At 31.1% G+C, this 25,000-nt stretch carries 29 protein-coding genes; 20 read left to right on the top strand and 9 right to left on the bottom strand.

Annotated elements, in window-relative coordinates:
* Positions 1-9: 9 nt before the first annotated feature.
* From glpK to hfq, 5 genes are all read left to right on the top strand, one after another.
* Complete coding sequence (glpK, locus tag LQ682_RS05450) at positions 10-1,503, top strand: glycerol kinase GlpK (RefSeq protein ID WP_017000462.1); 1,494 nt, start codon at positions 10-12, stop codon at positions 1,501-1,503.
* 117 nt (positions 1,504-1,620) lie between these two features.
* The gene (locus LQ682_RS05445) at positions 1,621-3,297 is read left to right on the top strand and encodes a glycerol-3-phosphate dehydrogenase/oxidase (protein ID WP_017000461.1); all 1,677 of its coding nucleotides are present in this window, start codon (positions 1,621-1,623) and stop codon (positions 3,295-3,297) included.
* A 63-nt stretch (positions 3,298-3,360) separates the two neighbouring features.
* On the top strand, positions 3,361-4,371 hold the full coding sequence (locus tag LQ682_RS05440) for an alpha/beta fold hydrolase (RefSeq protein WP_239723979.1): 1,011 nt from the start codon (positions 3,361-3,363) through the stop codon (positions 4,369-4,371).
* A gap of 1 nt (position 4,372) precedes the next feature.
* Positions 4,373-5,302 carry a tRNA (adenosine(37)-N6)-dimethylallyltransferase MiaA gene (miaA, locus tag LQ682_RS05435; RefSeq protein WP_218729297.1) on the top strand — a complete coding sequence of 310 codons (930 nt, stop codon included), beginning with the start codon at positions 4,373-4,375 and terminating at the stop codon, positions 5,300-5,302.
* A gap of 13 nt (positions 5,303-5,315) precedes the next feature.
* Complete coding sequence (hfq, locus tag LQ682_RS05430; RefSeq protein WP_017000459.1) at positions 5,316-5,543, top strand: RNA chaperone Hfq; 228 nt, start codon at positions 5,316-5,318, stop codon at positions 5,541-5,543.
* Positions 5,544-5,893: 350 nt separating this feature from the next.
* Here the strand turns inward: hfq and LQ682_RS05425 are convergent, their stop codons facing one another.
* Positions 5,894-6,367, bottom strand: coding sequence for a glutathione peroxidase (locus LQ682_RS05425; protein ID WP_017000458.1), 474 nt, complete (start codon positions 6,365-6,367; stop codon positions 5,894-5,896).
* A 108-nt stretch (positions 6,368-6,475) separates the two neighbouring features.
* On the opposite strand from LQ682_RS05425, the gene hflX reads away from it, so the two are divergent.
* From hflX to glnA, 4 genes are all read left to right on the top strand, one after another.
* Positions 6,476-7,714, top strand: coding sequence for a GTPase HflX (hflX, locus tag LQ682_RS05420; RefSeq protein ID WP_017000457.1), 1,239 nt, complete (start codon positions 6,476-6,478; stop codon positions 7,712-7,714).
* A gap of 11 nt (positions 7,715-7,725) precedes the next feature.
* Positions 7,726-8,973, top strand: a complete 1,248-nt coding sequence (locus tag LQ682_RS05415) for a methionine gamma-lyase family protein (protein ID WP_103269393.1) — start codon at positions 7,726-7,728, stop codon at positions 8,971-8,973.
* Between the two features lie 87 nt (positions 8,974-9,060).
* Positions 9,061-9,417, top strand: a complete 357-nt coding sequence (locus tag LQ682_RS05410) for a MerR family transcriptional regulator (protein WP_017000455.1) — start codon at positions 9,061-9,063, stop codon at positions 9,415-9,417.
* 19 nt (positions 9,418-9,436) lie between these two features.
* Positions 9,437-10,777 (top strand): type I glutamate--ammonia ligase, encoded by a 1,341-nt coding sequence (gene glnA / locus LQ682_RS05405; RefSeq protein ID WP_017000454.1) that lies wholly within the window; start codon positions 9,437-9,439, stop codon positions 10,775-10,777.
* A 610-nt stretch (positions 10,778-11,387) separates the two neighbouring features.
* Here the strand turns inward: glnA and LQ682_RS05400 are convergent.
* Positions 11,388-11,657 carry a YrhK family protein gene (locus LQ682_RS05400; RefSeq protein WP_017000453.1) on the bottom strand — a complete coding sequence of 90 codons (270 nt, stop codon included), beginning with the start codon at positions 11,655-11,657 and terminating at the stop codon, positions 11,388-11,390.
* 158 nt (positions 11,658-11,815) lie between these two features.
* Here LQ682_RS05400 and LQ682_RS05395 point away from each other — a divergent pair, with 158 nt between their 5' ends.
* Positions 11,816-12,139 carry a nuclear transport factor 2 family protein gene (locus LQ682_RS05395; protein ID WP_017000452.1) on the top strand — a complete coding sequence of 108 codons (324 nt, stop codon included), beginning with the start codon at positions 11,816-11,818 and terminating at the stop codon, positions 12,137-12,139.
* Positions 12,140-12,205: 66 nt separating this feature from the next.
* Here LQ682_RS05395 and LQ682_RS05390 read toward each other — a convergent pair whose 3' ends face one another.
* A complete protein-coding gene (locus tag LQ682_RS05390; protein WP_017000451.1) occupies positions 12,206-12,781 on the bottom strand; it encodes an Ltp family lipoprotein in 576 nt (191 codons plus the stop codon).
* Between the two features lie 363 nt (positions 12,782-13,144).
* Positions 13,145-13,579, bottom strand: coding sequence for a hypothetical protein (locus LQ682_RS05385; RefSeq protein ID WP_103269164.1), 435 nt, complete (start codon positions 13,577-13,579; stop codon positions 13,145-13,147).
* A gap of 232 nt (positions 13,580-13,811) precedes the next feature.
* Here LQ682_RS05385 and LQ682_RS05380 point away from each other — a divergent pair, with 232 nt between their 5' ends.
* Positions 13,812-14,300 carry a GNAT family N-acetyltransferase gene (locus LQ682_RS05380; protein WP_017000449.1) on the top strand — a complete coding sequence of 163 codons (489 nt, stop codon included), beginning with the start codon at positions 13,812-13,814 and terminating at the stop codon, positions 14,298-14,300.
* Between the two features lie 142 nt (positions 14,301-14,442).
* On the top strand, positions 14,443-15,183 hold the full coding sequence (locus LQ682_RS05375; protein WP_017000448.1) for a sulfite exporter TauE/SafE family protein: 741 nt from the start codon (positions 14,443-14,445) through the stop codon (positions 15,181-15,183).
* A 5-nt stretch (positions 15,184-15,188) separates the two neighbouring features.
* Here the strand turns inward: LQ682_RS05375 and LQ682_RS05370 are convergent, their stop codons facing one another.
* Both LQ682_RS05370 and LQ682_RS05365 read right to left on the bottom strand, forming a co-directional pair.
* Positions 15,189-15,518 carry a hypothetical protein gene (locus LQ682_RS05370; RefSeq protein ID WP_017000447.1) on the bottom strand — a complete coding sequence of 110 codons (330 nt, stop codon included), beginning with the start codon at positions 15,516-15,518 and terminating at the stop codon, positions 15,189-15,191.
* 148 nt (positions 15,519-15,666) lie between these two features.
* Complete coding sequence (locus tag LQ682_RS05365; protein WP_017000446.1) at positions 15,667-15,858, bottom strand: hypothetical protein; 192 nt, start codon at positions 15,856-15,858, stop codon at positions 15,667-15,669.
* Positions 15,859-15,985: 127 nt separating this feature from the next.
* On the opposite strand from LQ682_RS05365, the gene LQ682_RS05360 reads away from it, so the two are divergent.
* From LQ682_RS05360 to LQ682_RS05350, 3 genes are all read left to right on the top strand, one after another.
* Positions 15,986-16,147: a hypothetical protein gene (locus tag LQ682_RS05360; RefSeq protein ID WP_017000445.1), complete on the top strand. Its 162-nt coding sequence runs from the start codon at positions 15,986-15,988 to the stop codon at positions 16,145-16,147.
* Positions 16,148-16,325: 178 nt separating this feature from the next.
* Positions 16,326-16,535 (top strand): hypothetical protein, encoded by a 210-nt coding sequence (locus tag LQ682_RS05355; RefSeq protein WP_017000444.1) that lies wholly within the window; start codon positions 16,326-16,328, stop codon positions 16,533-16,535.
* A gap of 324 nt (positions 16,536-16,859) precedes the next feature.
* Positions 16,860-17,063 carry a TM2 domain-containing protein gene (locus tag LQ682_RS05350; protein ID WP_017001237.1) on the top strand — a complete coding sequence of 68 codons (204 nt, stop codon included), beginning with the start codon at positions 16,860-16,862 and terminating at the stop codon, positions 17,061-17,063.
* An 88-nt stretch (positions 17,064-17,151) separates the two neighbouring features.
* Here the strand turns inward: LQ682_RS05350 and LQ682_RS05345 are convergent, their stop codons facing one another.
* Positions 17,152-18,072, bottom strand: coding sequence for a diacylglycerol/lipid kinase family protein (locus LQ682_RS05345; protein WP_016999616.1), 921 nt, complete (start codon positions 18,070-18,072; stop codon positions 17,152-17,154).
* Between the two features lie 123 nt (positions 18,073-18,195).
* Between LQ682_RS05345 and LQ682_RS05340 the strand changes: the two genes are divergently transcribed.
* Positions 18,196-18,735, top strand: a complete 540-nt coding sequence (locus LQ682_RS05340; RefSeq protein ID WP_239723977.1) for a peptidoglycan recognition protein family protein — start codon at positions 18,196-18,198, stop codon at positions 18,733-18,735.
* 62 nt (positions 18,736-18,797) lie between these two features.
* On the opposite strand, the gene LQ682_RS05335 is transcribed toward LQ682_RS05340, so the two are convergent.
* Complete coding sequence (locus LQ682_RS05335; RefSeq protein WP_070045258.1) at positions 18,798-19,541, bottom strand: hypothetical protein; 744 nt, start codon at positions 19,539-19,541, stop codon at positions 18,798-18,800.
* Between the two features lie 256 nt (positions 19,542-19,797).
* Here LQ682_RS05335 and LQ682_RS05330 point away from each other — a divergent pair, with 256 nt between their 5' ends.
* The 3 genes from LQ682_RS05330 (at position 19,798) to LQ682_RS05320 (ending at position 21,691) form a co-directional block, all read left to right on the top strand.
* A complete protein-coding gene (locus LQ682_RS05330; protein ID WP_239723975.1) occupies positions 19,798-20,682 on the top strand; it encodes an NAD(P)-dependent oxidoreductase in 885 nt (294 codons plus the stop codon).
* 5 nt (positions 20,683-20,687) lie between these two features.
* The gene (locus LQ682_RS05325) at positions 20,688-21,017 is read left to right on the top strand and encodes a nucleoside triphosphate pyrophosphohydrolase family protein (RefSeq protein WP_218729299.1); all 330 of its coding nucleotides are present in this window, start codon (positions 20,688-20,690) and stop codon (positions 21,015-21,017) included.
* A gap of 80 nt (positions 21,018-21,097) precedes the next feature.
* On the top strand, positions 21,098-21,691 hold the full coding sequence (locus LQ682_RS05320; RefSeq protein WP_064205385.1) for a hypothetical protein: 594 nt from the start codon (positions 21,098-21,100) through the stop codon (positions 21,689-21,691).
* Positions 21,692-22,152: 461 nt separating this feature from the next.
* Here the strand turns inward: LQ682_RS05320 and LQ682_RS05315 are convergent, their stop codons facing one another.
* Complete coding sequence (locus LQ682_RS05315; protein WP_016999611.1) at positions 22,153-23,526, bottom strand: aspartate kinase; 1,374 nt, start codon at positions 23,524-23,526, stop codon at positions 22,153-22,155.
* A 196-nt stretch (positions 23,527-23,722) separates the two neighbouring features.
* Between LQ682_RS05315 and LQ682_RS05310 the strand changes: the two genes are divergently transcribed.
* Complete coding sequence (locus LQ682_RS05310) at positions 23,723-25,000, top strand: homoserine dehydrogenase (protein WP_026023654.1); 1,278 nt, start codon at positions 23,723-23,725, stop codon at positions 24,998-25,000.

The raw sequence follows: 25,000 nt of genomic DNA, 5'->3' as shown, positions 1-25,000 counted from the left end.
GTGTTTAATATGGAAAAATATATTTTATCAATTGACCAAGGAACGACAAGTTCAAGAGCGATTTTATTTGATAAAGACGGGACAATTCAATTTGTAAGCCAACGTGAGTTTAAGCAATACTTTCCAAAAGGTGGTTGGGTAGAACATGATGCAAATGAAATTTGGACATCAGTTTTATCCGTTATTGCAAGTGTATTAAACGAGAATAATATTTCCCCTGAACAAATTGAAGGTATCGGAATTACAAACCAAAGGGAAACTGCAGTTGTGTGGGATAAAAATACTGGACGTCCTGTATATCACGCAATTGTATGGCAATCAAGACAAACACAAGACATTTGTGCTGAGTTAAAATCTAAAGATTTAGAGCCAATTTTCAAAGATAAAACTGGTTTACTATTAGATCCATATTTCTCAGGTACGAAAGTAAAATGGATTTTAGATAATGTTGAAGGTGCTAGAGAAAAAGCTGAAAATGGCGATTTATTATTCGGTACAATTGATACATGGCTAATTTGGAAATTCACTGGTGGCACGCACATTACAGACTATTCAAATGCTAGTCGTACTTTAATGTACAATATTTATGATTTAAAATGGGATGAAGAGCTATTAGAATATTTAACTGTACCTTCATCAATGTTACCTGAAGTAAAACCTTCAAGTGAAGTTTACGGCTATACACAAGAACATCATTTCTTCGGTGAAAAAATTCCAATTGCAGGTGTAGCAGGTGACCAACAAGCTGCTTTATTTGGGCAAGCATGTTTCGAAAAAGGTGAAGTTAAAAACACATACGGTACTGGTGGTTTCATGTTAATGAACACTGGTGAAAAAGCAGTTAAATCAGAAAGCGGTTTATTAACAACATTAGCATACGGTTTAGATGGTAAAGTTAATTATGCACTTGAAGGTAGTATATTCGTATCTGGTTCAGCTATCCAATGGTTAAGAGACGGTTTAAGAATGATTAAATCAGCACCAGCTTCTGAAGATTATGCTAAACGTGTTAAATCAACAGAAGGTGTTTATGTAGTACCAGCATTCGTTGGTTTAGGTACACCATATTGGGATGCTGACGCACGCGGTGCAATATTTGGTTTAACTCGAGGTACTGAAAAAGAACATTTCATTAGAGCTACTTTAGAATCATTATGTTATCAAACTCGTGACGTATTAGAAGCAATGGAAAAAGATTCAGGTATTACTGTAGAAACTTTAAGAGTAGATGGTGGAGCTGTTAAGAATGATTTCTTAATGCAATTCCAAGCTGATATTGTAAATACACCTGTTGAAAGACCAGAAGTAAGTGAAACAACAGCATTAGGTGCTGCATACCTTGCAGGTTTAGCAGTTGGCTTCTGGAAATCAAAAGATGAAATACAAGAAAGATGGAAATTAGAAACTGAATTCAAACCAGAACTTGAAGAAGAAGAGAGAGAATCTCTTTATAAAGGTTGGAAAACAGCAGTTAAAGCCACTCAAGCTTTTAAATTAGATTAAGTTGTGTTATCATTAAGGTAAGTTAATATTCCGTAGAGATGTGAGAGGCTTTGTTCATACAATTTAATTTGTAGGGATAAGTCTCTCATTTTTTTACATTTATAGGAGGAAATGGTTATGCAACAATTATCAGCATTAAATCGTAATCAAGTTAAAGATCAACTTAAAAGTAAAGAATATGATGTCGTTATTATAGGTGGAGGTATTACAGGTGCAGGAATCGCACTTGATGCTTCACAACGTGGTATGAAAGTCGCTTTAGTAGAAATGCAAGACTTTGCTCAAGGTACAAGTTCTAGAAGTACTAAATTAGTACATGGTGGTTTACGTTACTTAAAACAACTTCAAGTTGGAGTAGTAGCTGAAACTGGTAAAGAAAGAGCAATTGTATATGAAAATGGACCTCACGTAACAACACCTGAATGGATGTTATTACCGATGCATAAAGGTGGAAGTATGGGACCATTTTCAACTTCTATTGGATTAAAAGTATATGACTTTCTTGCAGGTGTTAAAAAATCAGAACGCCGTTCAATGTTAAATAGAGACGAAACTATCGAAAAAGAACCACTTGTTAAACAAGATGGCCTTAAAGGTGGCGGTTACTATGTTGAATATCGTACTGATGATGCACGTTTAACAATTGAAGTAATGAAACGCGCACGTGAATTTGGAGCAGATATCATCAACTATGCTAAAGCAAATCAATTCTTATATAATAAGAAAAATAAAGTTTCAGGTGTAGAAGTGACAGATTTACTTCACAATGAAATGTTTGAAATTAAAGGTAAAAGAGTTATTAACGCTGCAGGACCTTGGGTAGATGACGTGAGAAGTAAAGACTATTCTACTAATAATAAACAATTAAGACTAACTAAAGGTGTACACATTGTTATTGATCAAAGTGTCTTCCCATTAGGACAAGCAGTATACTTTGATACTGAAAGTGATGGCAGAATGATTTTCGCTATTCCTAGAGAAGGTAAAGCATACGTTGGTACAACTGACACTGTATATGATAACGATAAATCTTCACCTAAAGTTACTGAAGAAGATCGTCAATATTTACTAGATGCAATTCGTTATATGTTCCCTACAGTTAAAGTTGAAGATAGTGATATCGAGTCAACTTGGGCTGGTGTAAGACCTCTTATCTTTGAAAAAGGAAAAGACCCTTCTGAAATTTCTCGTAAAGATGAAATATGGGAAGGCGACTCAGGTCTATTAACAATAGCTGGTGGTAAGTTAACAGGTTACCGTCACATGGCTCAAGATATTGTAGATTTATTAAGTAAACGATTAAAAGAGGAATACAAATTGAAATTCAAACCTTGTGAGACTAAGCATACTTATATTTCTGGTGGTAACGTAGGAGGAAGCAATAACTACGATGCATTTGTTGAAAGTAAAGTAGAAGAAGCTAAAAACTACAATCTTTCTGAAGATGTGGCACGTTACTTAGCTAGAAAATATGGTTCAAACGTAGATGAAGTATTTGAAATTGCACATGCTACGCAAGTTGCTGACTTAGATTTACCTGTTGAAGTTTATGCAGAAGTTATCTATAGTATTCAAAAAGAAATGGTGCATAAACCAACTGACTTCTTAGTACGTCGTTCAGGTAGATTATACTTTGATATCAATTACGTATTAGAATATAAAGATGGTATCTTAGAAGTTATGGCTAAAGTTCTTAACTACGATGCAGATACTAAACGCGTATACAAACAAGAATTAGAAAAAGCAGTTAAAGAAGCGATTAACCCAAATGATCAACCTGCAATTGCTAAATAATTAAAGATTACAAATAACGCACCCAAAAAGTGAGATTTTCTCTTGATTTTTGGGTGCATTTTTATGTATGAAAGCAATGTATTTTTAAGCAGTATAGAATTTGCTATAATAACGGTTGAGGGAGGCGTACGTATCTTGAGAAGATTTAATCACATGATAACATTATCATCTGGCCAAACATTAGAAATGACGATTGATAAAACTGATGAAAAACCAATAGGTATCTTACATATTTTACATGGTGTTTCAGAACATAAAGATAGATATGATGGCATAGTAGAGTATTTTTGTAAAAGAGGTTTTCATGTTATTAGGCATAATCATCGTGGCCACGGTAAAAAAATTGAAGAATCTACTAGAGGTCATTTTAATAGTTTAAAAGAATTAGTAGAAGATTTAAAAGAAATTAGAGATACTTTCAAACCTGAATTGAACAATGACTTGCCCTATATTCTGTTAGGTCACTCTATGGGATCTTTAGTAGCAAGAAAATATGTTCATGATTATCCGGATGATGTTAATATATTAATTTTATCCGGCACTGTTGTCTATTCAAATATTCAAGGTAAATTAAATTTATATGGATTAAAATTTGTAAATCTATTTTTAGGTAATCGTACTAAATCTAAACTTATTAATAACTTAGCCTTTAAGACGCCTAATAGAAAACATAAAGAATTAAATAAAGATAACAATTGGATTAGCGAAAGTGAAGAAAATAAAAAGATTTACGAAGAAGATCCTTATACTGGGTATTCAGTATCTCACAGAGTCTTTTTAGAAACAGTGAAAGCGGCTGAACAATCCAAAAAATCAAGCTATATCAAAAAACAAAACCTCAATATGCCCATATTACTGCTTTCTGGTAAAGAAGATCACTTTGGAGGTTTTGGAACAGGTATTAAAAAGCTTGCCACGTTATATAAAAGAAATGGCGTTAAACATGTCACTGTACAATTATATAAAAATAAAAGACATGAAGTATTATTTGAAACGAACCAATTTGTAGTATATGAACACATCTTTAATTGGTTGATGACGCAAATTAAACAATTAGAAAAAGAGGAACAATAATATGTCGAAAAAACCGTTAATCGCAATAGTAGGTCCAACAGCAGTTGGTAAAACTGAACTTAGTATACGATTAGCTCAAGCTTTAAATGGTGAAGTTATCAATGGTGATGCATTTCAAATTTATAAAGGATTAGATATAGGTACAGCAAAAGTAACAGAAGATGAAAAAGAAGGCATAAAACATCATTTAGTGGATGCATACAATCCAGATGAGCCTTATTCTGTGTACAAGTTTAAAGAAGATGTTTCCAATATAATCGATGATATTCATAATAGAGGAAAACTTCCTATATTAGTAGGTGGGTCTGGTTTATATGTTCAGTCAGTACTGTATGATTATCATTTAGAAAAAGAAGAAATCACAAGTGAGGAATTGGAAAAAATTAATAATAAATTTGATGAATTATCGAATTATACAAATATTGAATTGCACAATTATTTAAAAAAATTTGATCCAGAAACTGCGTCATCAGTGCATCCAAACAATCGTCAAAGAGTAGAAAGAGCCATAGAGTACTACTTGAAGACTAAAAAAACATTAAGTGAAAGAAAGAAAAGCCAGACATTTTCTGGAAAATATGGTACATTATTAATTGGGATAGACATGTCGCGCGAAACTTTATATGAAAGAATTAATATGCGTGTTGACATGATGTTGGAGCGAGGATTATTAAGAGAAGTGTCTAATCTCGTTGATATGGGGTATGAACATTCACAAAGTATGCAAGCAATTGGATACAAAGAGTTAATACCCGTTGTAAAAGGAGAAAAAGACATAGATATTGCAATAGAACAAATCAAGCAGAATTCAAGAAGATACGCCAAACGTCAATTGACATGGTTTAAAAATAAAATGAATGTAACTTGGTTTCAACGGGATGAACAGTCTTTATCAGAAATCGCAGACAACGTAATCCAATTATCCAAGTGAAGGGGAAAGTCATATGGCAGAGAAAGAAAATATTCAAGAAGTATTATTGGAGAAGTTCAAATCTGAAGGTACTGAATTAACAGTCTTCTTATTAAACGGTTTCCAAATGAAAGGCAAAATTGTAGGCTTTGACGAGAATGTTGTATTACTAGATATTCTAGGCACTGAAAATCTTATCTACAAACATGCTATTTCTACTTTTGTCGTAGCACAAGAAGAAGAAAATAAAGAAAATGCGTAATTTTTGTGCTCGTGGCTAAAAAAGCTAAGACAATTTATTTGTCTTAGCTTTTTTATTTTAATAAATAAAGTCCTGTTATATTGCAAGACGATGCTCACGTGAAACATAACAGTCTCTTTATTGACAAGACTACTGAGAAAAGACAATAAGGCTACCGTTATTGACACGTTTGGCAAGAAAAGACAATAAGGCTACCGTTGTTGACACGTTTAGTGAGAAAAGACAATAAGGATAATGCTATAGCCAAGTTTTGAACTACAAAATCCACGTGCAACATAGACATCGAGTCCACTACTGCAAATACATAGAAAGAGCCCGAAACAATGATTAATGTCTCGAACTCTTTCTTTTTATAATACTTCTTCTATAGCATTTCTTAACTGTTCTGGACTTTTTTGTGGTGAGAAGCGATTAACAACTTCTCCATCTTTATTCACTAAAAACTTAGTGAAGTTCCATTTTATGGAGCCGTTTAAAATGCCTTTTTTAGCACTTGTTAAATAGTCATAAAGTGGATGTTGATCAGAACCTTTTACTTTGATCTTTTCGTGCATTGGGAATGTAACACCATAATTTAATTTACAATTTTGATAAGCTTCATATGAATCACCTGGTTCTTGATTACCAAATTGGTTACAAGGGAAACCAAGTACTACAAAGTCTTTATCTTTATAATCTTGATAAAGTTGTTCCAATCCTTCAAACTGTGGAGTGAAACCACATTCACTTGCTGTATTGACAATTAATAGTGCTTTACCTTTATATTCAGATAACGAATAAGTATCTCCATTTGTTTTAGCAACCTCGAAGTCATATATAGACATTCTAATCACTCCTTTTCTTAACTCTATTATAGTAAAGATTTATTCAAAGTCATATTAATATGCATGTCTAATTATATGTTAAAATGAAGTAAAGAGAGCGTGATAAAAATGAAAAATGATTTAATAACAACAGATCATGAAACGGAGAAAGTAATATTATTAGCTTTCCATGATAAACAAGTAGATGAGGATACGTTTCAATCAACAGTTGAAGAACTAAAATCTTTAGCTAAAACAAGCCAATTAGAAGTGATTGAAGTATTTACTCAAAAAAGAGATAGACCAGATCAACAATATTACTTTGGTAAAGGTAAAATAGAAGAAGTGATTGAATATATCGATTTAAACGATGTAAAAGTAAATGCTATTATCGCTAACGATGAGTTAACAACTGCACAGTCGAAACAATTAGATGAGTTGTTTGATACTAAAATTATAGATAGAACACAATTAATTTTAGAAATATTTGCGCAACGTGCTTCTAGTAGAGAAGGGCAGTTACAAGTCGAACTTGCACAATTAGATTATTTACTGCCTAGACTGTCTGGCCATGGTAAAAGTCTATCACGTTTAGGTGGCGGAATTGGTACAAGAGGTCCTGGTGAAACTAAACTGGAAACTGATAGAAGACACATTAGAACGCGCATGAACGAAATTAAACATCAACTAGAAACGATTGTATCTCACCGTTCAAGATATAGGGAAAGAAGACAACATAACCAAGCTTATCAAGTCGCGTTAATAGGTTATACTAACGCTGGTAAATCTTCATGGTTTAATCAGTTATCACAAGATGAAACATTTGAACAAGATTTATTATTCGCAACGTTAGACCCTAAATCAAGAGCTGTTTCAATAAACGAAGGATTTAATATTATATTATCTGATACGGTTGGATTTATTCAAAAATTGCCTACGACACTTATAGCAGCATTTAAATCAACATTAGAAGAAGCAAAATATGCACAACTATTAATACATGTTGTAGATGCTAGTCACCCACATTATATGGAACAGTATGAAACTGTTATGAAACTTGTGAAACAATTAGATATGAATCACATTCCAATGTTAGTTGTGTTCAATAAAAAAGATAAAGTAGATAACATCAATCAACCTGTCTCCGAGAATTCTATATTTGTGTCAGCAAGAGATAAACAAGATCAAGTTGTATTCAAAGACAAGCTAGTAGAAATGATTAAAAATACAATGGAATATTATGAGATGGAATTAGATGCGTCTGATGCTGACCAATTGTATTGGCAAAAAACACATACACTAGTAGAAACGTTAGAGTTTGATGAAACAAATGAAATGTATAAAATAACAGGATATAAACAAAAATAAGAGGTAAAGAAATGGAAGAAAAATTACAATCATTAGTAAAAGAAGTAGAAACAACATTAAGACCATATTTTGATGGAATTGAGCATAATGCATTAATTGCTCAAGAACGCGTATTGGATGCTTTCCATAAAGTGAAAATATCAGAAGCAGATTTAGTCGGTACTACAGGATATGGTTATGATGATATGGGACGAGATCATTTAGAAGAAGTATATACAGAAGTCTTTCGAGCTGAAGATAGTTTAGTTAGACCACAAATTATTTCAGGAACACATGCGATTACAATAGCATTAAATAGTCAATTAAAACACGGTGAAGAATTACTGTATATAACAGGTACACCTTATGACACTTTATTAGAAGTAATCGGTGTTAATGGAAATGGTATCGGGAGTTTTATTGAACAAGGTATTCAATACAATGAAGTTCCTTTAAAAGATAATGATATTGATATTGATGCTGTATTAAACAAAATAAATGATAAAACAAAAGTAATCGCAATACAACGATCTAAAGGCTATAGTTCTAGACCTTCATTAACAATAAAGCAAATAGGATATGCCATTACTAGAATAAAAGAAGTTTATCCAGAAATTATTATTTTCGTAGATAACTGTTATGGTGAATTCGTAGAGGATAAAGAGCCTATAGAAGTAGGCGCAGATTTAATTGCTGGTTCTTTAATCAAAAACCCAGGCGGTGGATTATCTAAAATAGGTGGATATATTTCAGGTAAACAAAATTTAATAGAGCGTTGTGCATATAGATTAACAGCTCCTGGTATCGGTAAAGAAGCGGGGGCTTCATTAGGTAGTTTACCTGAAATGTATCAAGGGTTCTTTTTAGCGCCACACGTAGTTAGTCAAAGCTTAAAAGGCGCATTGTTTACGTCCTTACTATTGGAGAAATTAAATATGAAGACAACACCACATTACACAGATGAAAGAACTGATTTAATACAATCTGTAACATTTGATACAGCTGAACAAATGATTGCATTTTGTCAGTCTATACAACATGCATCGCCAATCAATGCACATTTCAGCCCGATGCCTAGTTATATGCCGGGCTATGAAGATGATGTCATTATGGCAGCAGGAACTTTTGTACAAGGTTCTTCAATTGAATTAACAGCTGATGGCCCAATTAGAGCACCGTATGAAGCTTATATTCAAGGTGGATTAACATATGAACACGTTAAAATCGCGATAATTAGAGCAGTGGAAACATTAATGAAAAAAGAATTAGTTATGTTATAATTATGTGTGAGGTTTCCTCACACATAATTGTTTTCTGAAAATTTATGTGCTAAATTTATTTTAAGTTCTTAGTAGAAGGAGGCGGTCGTGCTGTCAAGAGATTTAATTAGAAGAAACATGGCCGTGTTTCCAATAGGTGTAGTCATCAAATTAACAGAACTTACAGCAAGACAAATCAGATATTATGAAAGTAATGAGCTGGTTACACCGACAAGAACTGACGGTAATCAGAGGTTGTTTTCATTAAATGACTTAGAGAGATTACTTGAAATTAAAAATCTCATCGAAAAGGGATTCAATATGAAAGGGATTAAACAAATTCTTCTAGAAGAAAAAAATGACCTTTCAGATGAAGAACTACGTATGAGAGAGCGGGTAATTAGAGGTACCTCGAAGACAGAAGGTCCACTCAACCGTGGAGATTTATCAAGATTTTTTAAATAAAATACTGGAGGATCAACACATGGCTAAGCAAACATTTACGAAAGAAGATATTTTTCGCTTTGCAGACGAAGAAAACGTACGTTATTTAAGGTTACAATTTACAGACATTTTAGGAACAATTAAAAATGTAGAGGTACCAATTGCACAATTAGAAAAAGTTTTAAACAATGAAATGATGTTTGACGGTTCTTCAATTGAAGGATTCGTGCGAATTGAAGAATCGGATATGTATCTATGTCCTGACCTGAACACTTGGGTGATTTTCCCATGGACTGCAGGTAAAGGTAAAGTAGCACGATTAATCTGTGACATTTATAGTCCAGACGGTAATCCATTCCCAGGTGACCCACGTACTAACTTGAAACGTGTCTTAAAAGAAATGCAAGAATTAGGATTTACAGATTTCAACTTAGGACCAGAACCAGAATTCTTCTTATTTAAACTAGACGAAAAAGGTGAACCAACATTAGAATTAAATGATAATGGTGGATACTTCGACTTAGCACCAACAGACTTAGGTGAGAACTGTCGTCGTGATATCGTACTAGAATTAGAAGATATGGGCTTTGATATCGAAGCAAGTCACCATGAAGTGGCACCTGGCCAACATGAAATAGACTTTAAATATGCTGACGCAATTACAGCATGTGATAACATTCAAACATTCAAACTCGTTGTTAAAACTATCGCACGTAAACATAATTTACACGCAACATTTATGCCAAAACCATTATTCGGTGTAAACGGAAGCGGAATGCACTTTAACGTATCATTATTCAATGGTAAAGAAAATGCGTTCTTCGATCCAGATGGCGACATGCAACTTACAGATAATGCATTCCACTTTATTGCAGGTATCTTGAAAAATGCAAGAGGATTCACAGCAGTATGTAATCCATTAGTTAACTCATACAAACGACTAGTACCAGGTTACGAAGCACCATGTTATATCGCATGGAGTGGACAGAACCGTTCACCACTAGTAAGAATACCAGTATCAAGAGGCGTGTCAACACGTGTCGAAATCCGTTCAGTAGACCCAGCAGCTAATCCATACTTAGCATTAGCTACAATCTTAGAAGCAGGATTAGACGGTATTAAACACAAATTAACACCACCAGAATCAGTAGACCAAAACATCTATGAAATGAACAGAGAAGAAAGAGAAGCGGTGGGCGTACAAGACTTACCATCAACACTTTACACAGCTGTTAAAGCAATGAAAGAAAACGATGTAGTAAGATCAGCATTAGGTAATCACATTTACAGACAATTTATCCAATCTAAATCATTAGAATGGGATTACTACAGAACCCAAGTATCAGAATGGGAAAGAGAACAATATATTAAGCAATATTAATATCGATAGAGGAGCTAGGGATATAAATCCTTAGCTCTTTTTTGGATGGGATTAATCAAAAATGCAAGAGTTGATTTTATTATTGGATTAATTAGGCCGAAAATCCAAGTAGAGCACCTTTTGTTGGATTAACTAGGCCGAAAATCCAAATAGAGCACCTTTTGTTGGATTAATTAAGCCGAAAATCCAAGTAGAGCACCTTTTGTTGGATTAACTAAGCCGAAAATCCAGGTAGAGCACCTTTTGTTGGATTAACTAAGACAATAATCCAAGTAGAGTACTTCTTATTGGATTAACTAAGACAATAATCCAAGTAGTTACACTTTTAAAAGTACTTTCGTATATCTTCACGAGAAAAGTCTAAAGTGAAATATCATTTAAGAGTTGATATAATAACTGTAAACATAAGAAAAAATGCTAGAATTAAGAAATAACAAAATGAGGCTGGGACATAAATACATGTCTCAGCCTCATTTATTAAAATGGCAGTAGCTGACTGGATTAAAAATGCGCTTATATCAAGCTTTTTCCAACCCTAGTTATCCTTGCCGGGGTGAGACTACGAAATCTATTTATTAAAATAAGATTTCTGTCCCACTCCTATTTTTATCTATTTTGTAATATCTTTTTTTACCTTACTAATATGAATGTCTCGTGTAATAGCGATTAATGGTCTTATAAGCATTTGAATACTACCAATTACAAATAAAACAGTACCAGCAAATGTTGTAGACTCTTTAAAAAATAAAAAACTACCAACGATAAAGAACATTGCTAAGATTATATCGTTAATTTGATAAAGTAATTTGTAGAAAGTATCAATCTTAATATCGAAGCCTAAAACGGTGAATTCTAGTTCTTTTTTATCTTCAAATCTCATTTTTACCACCTCAAATTAATGATATCAATATACAATGAATATTCAAGTTAATGATTATATATAAATTATTGTTATAGAAAACAAAAATAATATTTTTAGGTGTATGATTAAGATAATTAATCACTATAAAATATATACGATAGAAAAGGGTGTATTTTATGATCGAATACGAATATTTTCACTTGAATTCGGATAATAGAAAAAATGGAAAGTATTTAGATATCCTTCATCCTGAATTTGAAGAATTTGGCCAATCTGGAAAGGTATTTAAAAAAGAAGATTTTATTGAGGTTGATTTAGATTCTAATGAGTATGAAATATTGAATTTTAACGAAGTACAATTATCAAATAATAGTTATTTGTGTAAATATATTTTAGTAAACAAAAGCTCTGGCATGGCTAGTAATAGAAGTTCGATATGGGTTTTATATAAAGATGAATGGAAGTTGATCTTTCATCAAGGAACAAAGGTGAGTATTTGAAATGATATAATAAATAAAAAACAATAGGGTAGTTTTAATAACACCCCATTGTTTTGTATAAAGATTTTAATTTTTTAAATGATCTATTGCATATTGTGCTTCTTCAGCTGTAAAACCTTCTATAGTCGAAGTTAATTGTTGATGAATCGCATCATTAGACATATTCATAGTTTTAGCATATTCTTTAGCTTTTTCTAAAGCATTCTTATTATAGTCTGCTTTTAAATGATCTACCGCATATTGAGCGTCTTCGGGTTTAAATCCTTCCACTGATGACGTAAGTTGATTATAGATACCGTTTTTAGACATATGCATTGTTTTAGAATAAGTTTCTGCTTTTTTCAAAGCAGCTTTTTGTTCTCTTGTTGTTTTAGGGCTATCTTTTTCTTCTTGATTAGTAGATTCATTTTTATTTTTCTCATCATTATTCTTACTTGATTTTTTCTCTTGTTGTTCAGCCTTATCATTTGATGATTTATTATTGTTTCCACCACCTAAAGCTGCAGCACAAGCACTTATTATGATAATTATTATGATTAGACCTAAACAACCAACTAGTAAAGGATTTTTCTTTTTTTCTTTAATAATGACACGTTCTCCTTTCTCATTATATAAAACTTCATCTTTTTTATTTTTTCCCATCGTACTTCTTCTCCTTTATAATTTTTTATTAAACACTTCTTAAAGTGATTAATTAAATTAAAATATAGTTATTCAATAAAAAATATCAAAATAAAAAAGAGAGAAGACTGTATTTTAATAACAAGTTCTTCTCTCTTTTTACTGTTTTATTTATATAATTTTACTGTTTTCTATAAGTATTGAGGATGAATTTTCTTTAAGCTTGCTTATTCCTAACTATATAAGCTCATTTAAATTATATAATTATAATAACCATATTGACAAAAAAAGGCAATAAAAATTTAAAGATAGTTGTCTAATTTTTAAGTGGTTGATTTTAATTCAACATTCAAATAATATTAAAATTCTTTGTATGCATTAATGCTATTTTGAGTTTTTATCATGCTTTTTTTGATTGTGTTTTGAAATTAATATTATATTTATTAATCCGAACGATACGATTGTTATTATTAAGAATAATATTCCTTGAAACGTTGATTCTCCAGCTTTAGTTGTAAATAAATTTGTTTCCATGAAAAATAATTTATATAATATATAAGCTGACATTAAACTAATTAACCCGGCATCAGTCATATTCTCATCTATAGTTTTTTGGTCGTCATCGTAATTACTATTTTTAATATATAAGTTCATAAGAGTATATAATATTACGGCAAAACCTACAGTAATTATTTCAGTATCTTTATAGAATGCAATAATTATTATTAAGAAAGCTGCGATAAGATAAAAAGCTAAGAGAGCGTTAAATAAAAATTTTTTAAAAAGTTTATTCCGTGATAATCTCTTCTGTTTACTCATAAACTTCACCTCTTAAATGTCATTACATAAACATTATATCATTATTAATAAAATAACGTATTATTATTAAAAACAATTAAATTATAAATATATTTTATTAATTTAAACATACAAATCTAACTCACTAATTCTATTATATATCTCATTACTATTCATGTTATATTTTTTAACAGAAATTTTACTTATGCTTTTTAATTGGTATAATTTAATAAGTTTTAGAGGAGGTCGGGTTATGATTAGATATGCTACTGAAAATGATTTAGTTTATATTTTAGATATTTATAATGACGCTATTGTAAATACTACAACTGTTTATACATATGATGAAACGGATTTGGATGAACGTAAAGTTTGGTTCGAGAATAAAAGAAACGATAGTTTGCCGATAATTGTTTTTGAAAGGGATAACCGTGTTGTTGGTTTTGCTACTTATGGTCCTTTTCGTAATTGGCCTGCATATCAATATACTGTTGAACATTCTATTTATGTTGACCCACGTTATAAGAGGTTAGGTATTGCATCAGCTTTATTAGATGAAGTTATTTCGCTTGCTACTGAAGCAGGGTATAAAACGATGGTAGCTGGTATCGATGATAGTAATGAAGGTAGTGTAGCGTTACATAAGAAGAAAGGGTTCAATCACGTTGGTACGTTAAGTAATGTTGGGTTTAAATTTGATAATTGGTTAACATTAGTGTTTTATCAACTGATGTTAAAATAACTCGAATGTTAATTATAATGAATTATATATAAGTGTTAGAAATGGTATAATAGATATAACTATTTTAAAGAGTCTGGGACATAATTAATTGTCTCAGACTCTCTCATTTTTGTATTTTGAAGTTACATTTAAAGGGGAACTTATGAATATTTCATTATTAATTCTAGTAGTAATTGCTATTTTGTTAGGTGCTCTAGTAAGAAATATATTTGGTTTTGGTGAAGCGCTAGTGACGATGCCATTACTTTCATTATTGAATATTGATTTTAAGTTATCTGTATCTATAGTCGCAATAATTGGTATTCTTGTTGCTTTTCCTGTATTTATTAAAAGTCGAAAAGACATTGATTGGTCGATTATTAAAAGGTTGCTAATTGGTTCTATTATAGGTGCACCGATTGGAATTTTTATTGTTAAATGGACTGATGAAGCTGTCATAGTAAAGTGCTTAGGTATCTTTATATTAGTATATGGTCTAGTTAATCTCATTAATCAATTTGTAAAGGTTTATCAAATGAATAAAAAAATACCAAATCAATTTGATTATATTGCTGGTACTATAGCGGGTCTTTTAGGTAGCGCTTATAATAGTCATGGTGTGCCAATCGTTATTTATGGTACTTTGAAAAAGTGGGATATATTTGATCTTAAAAAGATTTCTCAAGTACACTTTTTTATAACTGGATGCTTTATTGTTACGAGTCATGGTGTTTCTGGATTTTGGTCACCATCATTATGGTATTTGCTCATTATTGTTATTCCTCTACTTGTACTAACGTTGCTATTTGGTAATATGATTAGCAAAAGAATAGATCCAAAATCTTTTATTAAATACGTATATATATTATTAATCGTATTTGGTATATTAATGATCTTTAAGTAAGATAACTATAATTGATTTTGTAAATGATGATGAGAAGTTTCTTTTAAAGCTTTAATGGCGTTTTTTAAACTAAATAACATTGTCTCGAATTGATGTTGTGATGACTTTGTATTGTGATAAATATGGAATAATTCAACAAAATATAATTCATAATCGCGTCGTTTGTTGTTTATTAAATTCTTGTTATGTTTTAATAAATGATCTACTCTGTTCATTTCATTATATATGAAAGATTCATTTATAAAGGTAGCCGCTTCATTAGTTGATTCAAAATGGTCTAAAAACGTTATATAAGATTCAAAACGATTAACGATTAAATGTAAGTATTTATCCATTTCAGAACACTCCTTGGAATAGTTAATACTTACATTATACGAACATATGTTCTGTTTTGTAAAGTGAAATATCGATTTTATATAAAAATATGCTAGAACTTTAAAAATGTCCCAGCATAAAATGATATATTATTAAACTCGTGTTAATTTATTTATCAGTCTGTACATATATAATATGTTCTTTAGCTACATTAATAACATGATCTGGTGTTTCGAGTAAAATATGTTGAAACCCATCTTTAAGTAATTCTTCAACTTTAAATAAATTATTATGAACAGTCATAATATATACATTTTTATTGGCTTTTAAACCTTTTTTTATTGCCGTGCTAAATTCCATCAAAGTTCACTCCTTTTCTAATTAACGATTATTGTATCATAAAATAAATATTGCTAATATACTATGATTGAGTTGGTACCAAAAGGGTAAAGTAATATATGAAAGATATTTATAGGAGGTAATTTTCATGGATGATCAAGTATACCAAAAAATATGGACGAAACTTAAAGATGAAATTGATTTAAATATTGTCGAACTTAAACAAACAGAAGTGGAAAAAGAGTCTCCAGGTTTAGAAAAAGCTAGAAAAATGATGGCACATTTAGAAGATGAATTTATAAAAAAATAATATTTATTTAATAACAATCAAAATAAATCAAAAACATTCAAAAACATCAAAATTTGATATTTCATTCTACTAAAAAATAACGATTTGTATTTAAAAGTGATAATTTACATGATTTGCCTCTAGTATAGGGCTTAGATATTTTGTAGTATTTATATATTAAGTTTTTTTGGAGGCAATTATGTTTTTCGATAAAAAAATATTAGTATTTGAAGATTTAGAGAACAAATACAATGAAGAAGAAGCTCAAAATATATTTTTAAAACATTCAATTGATTATGATTTTATCACAGTTAGTAGTCAGTCTATTATGTTAGGCGGATTGAAATATCAATCTAATGATAGTAGATCTCAATTTATTCGTGAATTTAATCAATATTTAGGTAACTAAATTTAATATTCATTACCAATAGAGAAGATAACACTCTTGGTGATTTTGTAGAGGCTGGGACATAAATACATGTCTCAGCCTCTTTAATTATAATGGCAGTAGCTGACTGGATTGAAAATGCGCTTATATCAAGCTTTTTCCAACCCTAGTCATCCTTGCCGGGGTGGGACTACGAAATCTATTTATTAAAATGAGATTTCTGTACCACTCCTTCTTATTTAATCTAACAAAATTGTCACATGATAAGAGATTTTGTTAGGTATAAATTGGGTATTAATAAATAGAATACTTTATAATAATAAGTGTAGTTAAAGGAGGGGTACAATGTTAGTTAATAAATGGATTTATATTGCTTTAGCAATCTTATTAGGAAACTTTGGCGTTCATAAATTTTACGCGCAAAAACCAGTTGTAGGATTATTACACTTAGCATTCTGTTGGACGGGAATTCCTCATATCATCGCGTTTATAAGCGCAGTTCTCGCATTATTGAGACCGTCTGATGAACATGGTAATATATACGCATAATAAAATAGAATAGGGCTTAATAGCCCTGTAAAATAAAAAACAGCAAAATTCTTATATAAGAATTTTGCTGTTTTTATTTATATGTTGTTTATTCTTCCATATCCAAATAAAGCAATTTAACACGTTCTTTTAATACTTTGACTTCAATAGGTGTATTATATTGAATTTCTCCATCGATATCTAACCTAGCATCTGGATCTGTTTTGAGATACACGTCTTTACACGAAATGTGTGTAATACTGTCGCTAATTTCATTCCAATTCATACTATCTTTTACTTTGAAGAAATCATTTATAATACTAAAATTATGATTTTCAAAAACGAATATGTTCATATTGCCATCATTTGGAGATAAATCTTCTAATGGAATTCTATTGCCGCCTACGTGTTGGCCGTTAGCAATTAATATCATAGATGTTTCACCGCTGTATTCTTTTTCATCAGCTATTAGATGATAATCATATATTTGCGGATTAGAAACAGTTTTTAATGTTGAAAATACATAGCTAAATTTACCTAATAGTTCTTTTTGGTTAGATTGTACATTTTCAGCATTTTGAACCATAAGTCCAATACCTGTAAAGTTTAGAGCATACACGCCGTTTACACTTAGAACATCAAAGGATTTAATTTGACTGTTCAATAAGTCTTCAGAAGCTTGCATAGGTTTTTGTGATAAGTTTAATGTCTTAGTGAAATCATTAAATGTACCGCCAGGAAGTACACCTATAGGTAGTTGAATGTTATTTTCAACTACACCATTTACAAGTTCATTTAAAGTACCATCTCCGCCTAAAATAAATAACACATCATAAGGTGTAGCATAATTATTGTTACTTATTTCTTTGCAAAATGATTTAATGTCTCCTTCTTCTTTACTTAATTTAATTGTTAAATCATCACAGAATTTTGTTAAGTTTTCTGTTATTTGACCAAGCTCTTGGTATACATCGCCTTGGCCAGAAGCTTTATGATAAAACAATATTCCCTTATGAAAATGTTGTGTCATATGAGTAATGCCTCCTGAAATATTTTTTATTACCATACCATGTATGAGATAAGATATACAGTTTCAAGTTTTATACTTTTATATGTTAAAATGATAAAAAGAAATAAAAAGGGGAGAATATAAATGGCCTCACAAAATGATTATATCAATTATTCTATGGATAAAAGAGAAAAACCATTATTAGGTGTTGTTGTTCATAATGATGCGAGTGAATTAAATGCTAATGAATGGCGAGAAGTATTAAAAGACGCACCGGAAGATAGATATATTCAAGGTATTGCTCATTATTACATTGATCGTAATTACCAATGGCAAGCAATTGATAGAGAAAATATTGCTTGGCATACAGCAAACGAAGTAGGTAACGAACAATATATAGGTTACGAGGTACTGGAATCACTTTCGAGCTCAGATGAAGAATTTTTATTAAATGAGCAAGAAACATTCAGAGTCATAGCAGCAGATATGACTGATTATAATTTAATGCCCAATAGAGATACAGTGAGATTACATTTAGAATTTAGTGAAACTGAGTGCCCTCATCGTTCATTAGAAATGCATACTAACTGGCGTACAACAGTAGATGGCATACCTGATGATTGGATTATTAATGAAATGAAAGACTATTTTATAGAACAAATTAAGCAGTACATGTTGAATTAAATTATAAATTTTACTAAAAAAGCGTTAAGTCATTTAGATGACTTAACGCTTTTTTTAAATCCTTATTGTGCATATTGTTGTTGAATTTCTACTAATGCATTATAGAATAATTCAGGTTGCTCAGGTCCATTATAAGTACCTTTTTCTAAAGCATTTAATGAAGCTTTTTCAGGATTAGTTAGACCGCCGTTATATTCTTGTCTCCATTCAGCATTGATAGAATTAAGGTATGGGTTTACACCAGACTCATTATATATTTGCTGAGCTTGTTCTGCACCTAAAGCTGATACAGTTTCGTTATTATTTAAGTTGTTGTTATTCATAGAATTACTTTCATCAGCTTGCTGTTGATTATCGTTCGATTGTGCTGAACTATTTTCATTTGTAGCGTTCTGATTTGCTTCACTGTTAGAAGCTGAGTTATCACTATTATTTGATTCATTAGATGATGAACTATCTCCAGATGTGTTTGAATCTGAGTTTTCAGCGCTATTAGATGATGAATTAGAATCTTCTGTATTAGAGTCATCTGAATTAGAATCAGAAGATGTAGAAGAGCTATCATCAGAGGAATCTTTATCGCTACTGTTAGCCTTACTATCAGAGCTCTTATCTTCAGAGCCACTTGCTGAATCTTTACTAGAGTCTTTCTCAGAATCTTTTTTGTCACTTGATTTAGAGCTATCATCAGATTTTGAACTTGAAGACTCTTTTTCAGATGATGAATCTTCTTTACTATCGCTGCCATTACCGCATGCAGCTAAAAATAGAAAAGAAGATAAAAGTAATATTAAAAATTTCTTCATAAAATACACTCCTTTATTTTGATAATGAGATTGACACTTATGTATCAATATTCTTTAAATACCACAATAATTTTGAATAAAACCCAATTAATTTTAAATTATTTTAAATTTTTCAATATCGTTATTAATATTAGTTAAACAATATTTACAAATAATCAATACAACGAAATATCGACCTATTTAATTTTAAAAATTTTGATTTTTCTAACAAATCGGTATAATACAAATATGAAGAAGTTATTAAGGAGGAAGATTTATGAGTAGTAAAACAATTGGGTTCGTAGGTACAGGCGTCATGGGAAAATCAATGGCTGGCCATTTAATTGATAAAGGTTATGAAGTGAATGTATATAACAGAACTAAGTCTAAAGCAGATGATTTAGTTGAAAAAGGTGCAACTTGGTGTGACACGATAGCTACGCTTTCTGAAAAAAGTGACATTATAATATCTATAGTGGGATATCCAAAAGATGTTGAGTCAATTTATTTAAGTCAAGGTGGTATTTTAAATCATGCCAAAGCAAATAGTATTGTGATTGATATGACGACATCAAGTCCTGCTTTAGCTCACGACATTTATGAAAAAGCAAAAGAACGAAATATTAAAAGTTTAGATGCACCAGTTTCTGGTGGAGATGTAGGCGCAAAAAATGCTGCGTTGACGATTATGGTAGGTGGAGATCAAGAAGCCTATAATCAAGTGGAAGATATATTTAATTTGCTAGGTAAAAATGTAGTATATCAAGGTAAAAGCGGAAATGGTCAACATACGAAATTATCAAATCAAATAGCTATTGCTTCAGGTATGTTAGGAGTAGCAGAAGCAATTATTTATGCTGAAGAAGCAGGATTAGATATTAATAAAGTATTTAATTCCATTGAACATGGAGCAGCAGGAAGTTGGTCTTTATCTAACCTTGGGCCTAGAATGGTAAAAGAAGATTATGCACCAGGCTTTTACGTAAAGCACTTTATTAAAGATATGAAATTAGCAATTGAAGAAAGTGAGAAGATGGGATTATATATGCCAGGTTTGCTAAAAGCAAAAGAAGTTTATGATGCTTTAAGCGAAGCAGGATACGATGATAACGGGACACAGGCAGTAATACAACTATTGAAAAATCATATTAAAAAGAGGTAATTGAAATGGAACTAAATGAATACCAAAAATTATCAAAAAGAACAATGTCAAATATTCATAAGGACCCGACTCAAAGTTTAATTAATGGTGCATTAGGATTAACAGGTGAAGCGGGCGAAGTAGCAGATGTAATCAAAAAACATGTATTCCATGGTCATGAATTAGATAAGACAGCGCTGAAAAAAGAATTAGGCGATGTTATGTGGTACATATCGTGTTGTGCTACAGCACTCAATATTGAAATGGATGAAGTAGGGCAGAGTAATATCGAAAAATTACAAAAAAGATATCCAAATGGATTTAGTGAAGAAAATTCACGAAATCGTAAAGAATAAATTATTTCTTACCTATTGGATAAAGATTCCAAATCTGTTAAAATGAAAGTAATTGAAAACGCTTTCTTTGGAGGTTGAAAATGGAATCTAACGAACAATATTTAACATTAGAAGAATTGAAAAATATTATGTCTGACTATCCTTTGCAATATATTGTTTGTGGAGAACTTGCTGTAGATTTATTTTTGAATGAGTGTACACATATAAAAGAAATAATTGGTATCACAATAAGTCGAGAAGAAATGGATGAATTAAATGCTTACTTTAGAAAGCGTAATTATCAATTTGTTGTGAAGACACCATTAAATGAATATGAGCATATCTCAGAAAATGAACTGTCAGATTACAGTAAATACTTTATTTATGATCCGGTAACAAATGCGAGGATAATTAAAGTATACATTTACGAAACAAAAGATGAAAAGTGGCAATTTAGTCATGATCATAATATTGAAATTGATGATTACAAAATATACTTTCATAGCTTAGAATATGACGTGAAATATTTAAGGCCAGAAATACAAATGATGTATAAGTTGTATCATGAATTAAGACAAGATGATATCTACAAATATCAAAAGCTAATACAGCATTTAAGTTATTATCAATTTTTTATGCTCAGAAAAGTTATTGGTGCAGATAAGCTCAATCACATTATATTAGCCGAAACATAGTAAATAATAATGATTCTGGGACATAAATCCCTTATTCAAAAAAATACTCCTAATCCATTAATTCTAAATAACAATGGATTAGGAGTATTCATTTATACTCGGACTCTTTTGCGATTTTGAAAGTCGGAGGTATGACTCGAGCCTATAGTGGAAGTCAGCACATTATAAAATGGTAGGTGCATTCGTTCTAACGTGCTTGTTAGAAAAGTCCAGCTCGTTAGAAAATGTAACATGCAAATGATAAATATCTAGCACGTTAGAAGTCTTTATTACATGTATTTAAAGTAAAATGACATATAAATCATAGAAAATATAGCTCTAACGTGCTTGTTAGAAAAGTCTAGCTCGTTAGAAAATGTAACGTGCAAGTGATAAATATCTAGCACGTTAGAGCTTTTATATTTCTTTCACTGAATATAAAAAATCAAGCTGAGCCAATTTCATTTGGCTTAGCTTGATTTTTAAATAACTTCAGTTGGTTGTTTCGTAAAGTACTCATCATAAATAGCTTGAACGGCTATATCAGAATAATGTTCATCGATACCAAACATCATAGATATTTCTGAAGAACCTTGGTTAATCATGTTTAAGTTTATTTTGTTTTTGCTCAATGCATTTGTTGCACTTGCAGCTGTTCCGATTGCTCGATTCATACCTTCTCCAACTATCATCAATATCGCTAAATCATAGTCGATTGTCAGTTCATCAACTTGAATTTGATTTCTTATTTTATTAAGTACATTTTGTTCTTTACCACTTATTTGTGTTGTTCTCATGATGATACTTAAGTTATCTATACCTGAAGGAATATGTTCGATAGAGATATTTTCTTCTTCTAATATGCTTAACACACGTCTTGTGAATCCAACTTCTCTGTTCATTAAGTATTTTTTTATATTGATAATCGTAAATCCTTTGTCACAACTTACGCCTGAGACGATTTGTGACAGACTAGATATGTCACGTTCACTTACGATAAATGTTCCTTTGTCATGAGGTTTGTTAGTATTTTTAATCACAACAGGAATTCTATCTTTATATAATGGTTCTAGAGCTTCATCATGGAAAACTCCGAATCCAGCATATGATAGTTCCCGCATTTCTCGATATGTGATTTCAGGTATGATTTCAGGTTGAGATACAACAGTAGGATTAGCTCTAAATATACCGGACACATCTGTAAAGTTTTCATATAAGCTAGCTTCAATGCCTCTCGCTAAAATTGCTCCAGTAATATCTGAACCGCCTCTAGGGAAAGTTACAATATCCCCATTTTCTGAATAGCCAAAGAAACCTGGGACGATAAGTGTTTCTTCATATTCACGTAATTTATGAATTTTTTCGTATGAAGATTCTAATATCATAGCGTTACCGGGTTCATCAGTAACGATAATTCCAGCGTCTTTTGGAGATAAATATCGAGTAGGGAAACCTAAATCATTATTGTATTGTGCGATGATTTGAGCGTTAAAGTCTTCACCACAACTTTTTAATGCGTCTAATAATCGTTTAGGTTTATCTTCGTAAGTATCAATTAAGCAATTTAAGTCATTTTTTAATTGTTCTAAAATGATTTCATCCATTTCTAGTTCTACTACGATTTCTTGATAACGTTCAATGATTTGTTGGAATTTATGTGTGTAGTCTAGCTTATTTATAATTTTTTCATACAAACGTATAAGTAAGTCAGTTGTTTTTACATCTTCTTTAAAACGTTTACCGGGTGCTGATACTACGACAATTTTCCTTTCATCGTCACTATTAATAATGTCTAATACTTTTTTGATTTGTGTGCTATTAGCAACGGAACTTCCGCCGAATTTTGAAACTTTCATTTTATCAGTCCTTTTACTGGGGGTATTGTTATTGTACTACTTTACAAAGCTTGGAATAGTGTTAATATTACTATTAATTCAAATAATTCAAACTTTACAAAAATCTTTAATGAATTTATACTATAATAAAGTTGAGTCTATTTCAAGTAGACATTTGTATTTTTTACAAGAACAATATATTAAGGTGAGTGAGGAAATGAAAGTATTAAATGTAGCAGTATTAGGACTCGGTACGGTAGGTACAGGAGTTGTGAAGATTATTGAAGAAAATAAAGAGCAAATAGAAGACACAATCGGAAAGTCTATACATATTAAACATATACTTGTTAGCTCTATAGGAAAGAAAAGAGCGATTAATACTTCAAGATATCATTTAACTGAAAATATTGATGATATTTTAAATGATGATGAATTAGATATAGTTGTTGAAGTTATGGGTGGCATTGAACCAACTGTAGAATGGCTTAAATCATTCTTATCTAAAGGTATTCATGTTATTACAGCAAATAAAGATTTATTGGCTGTTCACTTAAGAGTATTAGAAGATTTAGCAGAAAAAAATAAAGTAGCGTTAAAATATGAAGCAAGTGTTGCCGGTGGTATCCCAATTGTTAACGCAATTAATAATGGTTTAAACGCGAACAATATTAATCAATTTATGGGTATTTTTAACGGAACATCAAACTTTATCCTTAGCCAAATGACACGAGAAGGTAAATCTTATGAAGAAGCACTACAACTTGCAACAGATTTAGGTTATGCAGAAGCAGATCCTACTGATGATGTTGAAGGCGTAGACGCAGCTCGTAAAGTAGTTATTACGAGCTATTTATCATTTAATAGAGTTATTTCATTAGAAGATGTAGAAAGAATAGGCATTTCGAATGTCGAAATTGAAGACATAAAAGTAGCTGAAAAATTAGGTTATAAAATTAAACTTATAGGCCAAGGTAAATTCGAAGATGGTCAAGTTGTAGCAAGCGTAAAACCGACTTTATTACCGAACAGCCATCAAATGTCTCATGTAGAAGACGAGTATAATGCTATTTACGTTATTGGTGATGCAGTAGGAGATACTATGTTCTATGGTAAAGGTGCAGGCAGTTTAGCAACTGGAAGTGCAGTTGTATCTGACTTATTGAATGTTTCGCTACAGTTTGAATCAGACTTACACACATTGCCACCACACTTTGAACTAAAAACTGAGGCAACTAAAGAGATTGTAGAAGATGATGTCGTGAAATTCCCTCTGAAAAATAGTCACTTTATCATTGTAGAAAGTAATAAAGATGAAGATCAATTAAGAGAAGATATTAAATCAATAATAGATTTCCATAGAAGTGTTAAAGTAGAACAAAGAACTGAAAATACTTATGGCATTGTTATTAGAGGTATAGATGAATTACCAACTGAAAAACTTAAAGAAAATGGGTTAAATATTTTAAAATATTATCCAATCGAAGGAGACCAATAG

The organism is Mammaliicoccus sp. A-M4, from assembly GCF_022386955.1.
GTDB classification, from domain to species: Bacteria; Bacillota; Bacilli; order Staphylococcales; family Staphylococcaceae; genus Mammaliicoccus; species Mammaliicoccus lentus.
The sequence above is the reverse complement of the archived record's forward strand: the minus strand, read 5'-3'. Positions and strand labels throughout refer to the sequence as shown.